The organism is Mesorhizobium sp. M7A.F.Ca.CA.002.05.1.1 (assembly GCF_003998335.1).
In the GTDB taxonomy this organism is placed as follows: Bacteria; Pseudomonadota; Alphaproteobacteria; order Rhizobiales; family Rhizobiaceae; genus Mesorhizobium.
The window spans coordinates 1-2710 of sequence record NZ_RZQI01000804.1; the positions used below are offsets into that span (position 1 = coordinate 1).

General features: G+C 64.2%; 2 protein-coding genes and 1 pseudogene. All 3 read right to left on the bottom strand.

The genetic code is table 11. From position 1 onward, the window contains the following. Nucleotides 1-105 (bottom strand): annotated as a pseudogene (locus EN939_RS28720) (ABC transporter ATP-binding protein); the annotation flags it as partial. A gap of 6 nt (nucleotides 106-111) precedes the next feature. Next, on the bottom strand, nucleotides 112-1344 hold the full coding sequence (urtC, locus tag EN939_RS28725) for an urea ABC transporter permease subunit UrtC (RefSeq protein ID WP_127271080.1): 1233 nt from the start codon (nucleotides 1342-1344) through the stop codon (nucleotides 112-114). Then, the coding region (gene urtB / locus EN939_RS28730; RefSeq protein ID WP_127271082.1) for an urea ABC transporter permease subunit UrtB at nucleotides 1341-2710 on the bottom strand (1370 nt) is incomplete at its 5' end. The genes urtC and urtB, both read right to left, overlap by 4 nt.

Consider the following 2710-nt stretch of genomic DNA (forward strand, 5'->3'; position numbering starts at 1 on the left):
CATCTCACCCTTGTCGAGCACCAGCGACAGATTGTTGATGGCGCGAAAACCATCGAAGGAGACCGAGACGCCGTCGAGATAAAGGATCGTGTTCGACTTTGACATGGTCGCTCACTCCGCCGGCTGCGGTTCGGGGTTGCTGGCTGACCAGTCGCCGGGCTTTCTCGCCTCGCTGCGAACGATTTTCGCCGGCGGCGGAACGTCGGGGTCGCTGCCGGCTTCCTCGGCAATCGAAGCTGCCCGCAACGCCTTGGCGTTGCCGCGCCAACTGTCCCACATGCCGATGATGCCTTTGGGCAGCAAAAGCGTGACGGCGACGAACAGCCCGCCCAGTGCAAACAGCCAGAACTCCGGCAGCACGCCGGTGAACCAGGATTTGCCGGCGTTGACCAGCAGCGCACCGATGATCGGTCCGACGATGGTGCCGCGCCCGCCGACAGCCGCCCAGACGACGACTTCAATCGAATTGGCCGGCTCGAACTCGCCCGGATTGATGATGCCGACCTGCGGCACGTAGAGCGCGCCGGCTATGCCGGCCATGACAGCCGAGACGGTGAAGGCGAACAGTTTCACGTTCTCGGCCCGCCAGCCGAGGAAGCGCGTGCGGCTCTCGGCATCGCGCACCGCCATCAGGAGCTTGCCGTATTTGGAGCCGACGATCGCCCAGGTGACGAACACGGCAAGCGCGAGCATCACGGCGCTGGCCGCGAACAGCGCCGAACGCGTCGCGTCGGCCTGCACGTTGAAGCCGAGAATATCCTTGAAATCGGTCAGGCCGTTGTTGCCGCCGAACCCCATGTCGTTGCGAAAAAAGGCAAGCAGCAGCGCGTAGGTCATCGCCTGGGTGATGATCGAGAGATAAACGCCGGTGACGCGGCTGCGGAAGGCGAACCAGCCAAAGACGAAAGCGAGCAGGCCGGGCACCGCGAGCACCATGAGGCCGGCGAACCAGAAATGGTCGAAACCGTACCAGAACCAGGGCAATTCCTTGTAGTTCAGGAACACCATGAAGTCGGGCAAGATGGGATTGCCGTAAACGCCGCGCGAACCGATCTGCCGCATCAGATACATGCCCATCGCATAGCCGCCGAGCGCGAAGAAGGCGCCGTGACCGAGCGAGAGGATGCCGCAATAGCCCCAGACCAGGTCAAGCGCCAAGGCGAGCAGCGCATAGCAGAGATATTTGCCGGTGAGCGCGACGATGTAGGAAGGGACGTAGAAGGCGCTGGTGGGAGACACCGCAAGGTTGAGCAGCGGCACAAGGACGGCCACCGCCAGCAGGATGAAGATCGTGATGGCGATGCGGCGGTCCGCGCCGGCGGCAAAGAAGCGTCCCGTGATCATGCTTCCACCGCCCTGCCCTTGAGCGCGAATAGGCCGCGCGGGCGCTTCTGGATGAACAGGATGATCAGCACCAGCACGACGATCTTGCCGAGCACCGCGCCCGCATAGGGCTCGAGGAACTTGTTGACGATGCCGAGCGAGAAGGCGCCGACCAGCGTGCCCCACAGATTGCCGACGCCGCCGAAGACGACGACCATGAAGCTGTCGATGATGTAGCCGCGACCGAGATTGGGCGAGACGTTGTCGATCTGGCTGAGCGCGACGCCGGCAATGCCTGCAATGCCGGAGCCGAGCGCGAAGGTCAGCGCGTCTACCCATGGCGTCCTGATGCCCATCGAGGCGGCCATGCGCCGGTTGGCGGTGACGGCGCGCATCTGCAGGCCCCAGGGCGTGCGCTTCATCACGTAGAGCAGGATGCCGAAGACAGCGAGCGCGAAAACCAGGATCCACAGCCGGTTCCAGGTGATCGCCAACTGGCCGAGATTGAACGAGCCCGACATCCAGGATGGGTTGCCGACCTCCTGGTTGGTCGGCCCGAAGATCGAGCGCACGGCCTGTTGCAGGATCAGCGAGACGCCCCATGTCGCCAGCAGCGTTTCAAGCGGCCGGCCATAGAGGAAACGGATGACGCCGCGCTCGATGATCAGGCCAACCAGGGCCGCAACGAGGAAGGCGAGCGGCAGCGCAATGACCAGCGACCAGTCGAACAGGCCGGGAAAGGAGGTGCGGATCACCTGCTGGACGACGAAGGTCGTGTAGGCGCCGAGCATGACCATCTCGCCATGCGCCATGTTGATGACGCCCATGACGCCGAAGGTGATGGCAAGGCCGATTGCCGCCAGCAGCAGCACCGAGCCCAGCGAGATGCCGTACCAGATGTTCTGCCCGGCATCCCAGAAGGCCAGCGTCGAATTGATGTTGGCGATTGCGGTCGTCGCCGCTTGCTTGACCGCGTCGGTGGAATTCGCCTCGACCGAGGTGAGCAGGGAAACCGCATCGCGGTCGCCACGCGCGCCGATCAGGGCAATTGCAGCGAGCTTGTCGGCTTCAGGCCGGTCGGAGACCAGAACGGAGGCGGCACGAGCCTGTTCGAGCAGCGCCTTGACGCTGGCCACGGTCTCACTGGCGATTGCCGTGTCGAGCGGTCCGATGTTTGCGGCGTCGGGCGTCTTGAACATGGTGTCTGCGGCGGCAACACGCACGGCCGGGTCCTTGGCGCCGAGCGTCAGCGTGCCCAACGCATCGCGTATGACGCGACGCAGCGTGTTGTTGACCTTGATCTTGGTGATGCCGTCCTTGGCCGCCTCGCCCGACGCCTCGCCGCTCAACGGGTCGGAAAGCTGGACGCTTTCGCCCGCTTCCTTGC

Bases quoted from the DNA above. Each gene is read 5' to 3' on its own strand.
- urtC (WP_127271080.1), bottom strand. From the start codon at position 1,344: ATGATCACGGGACGCTTCTTTGCCGCCGGCGCGGACCGCCGCATCGCC.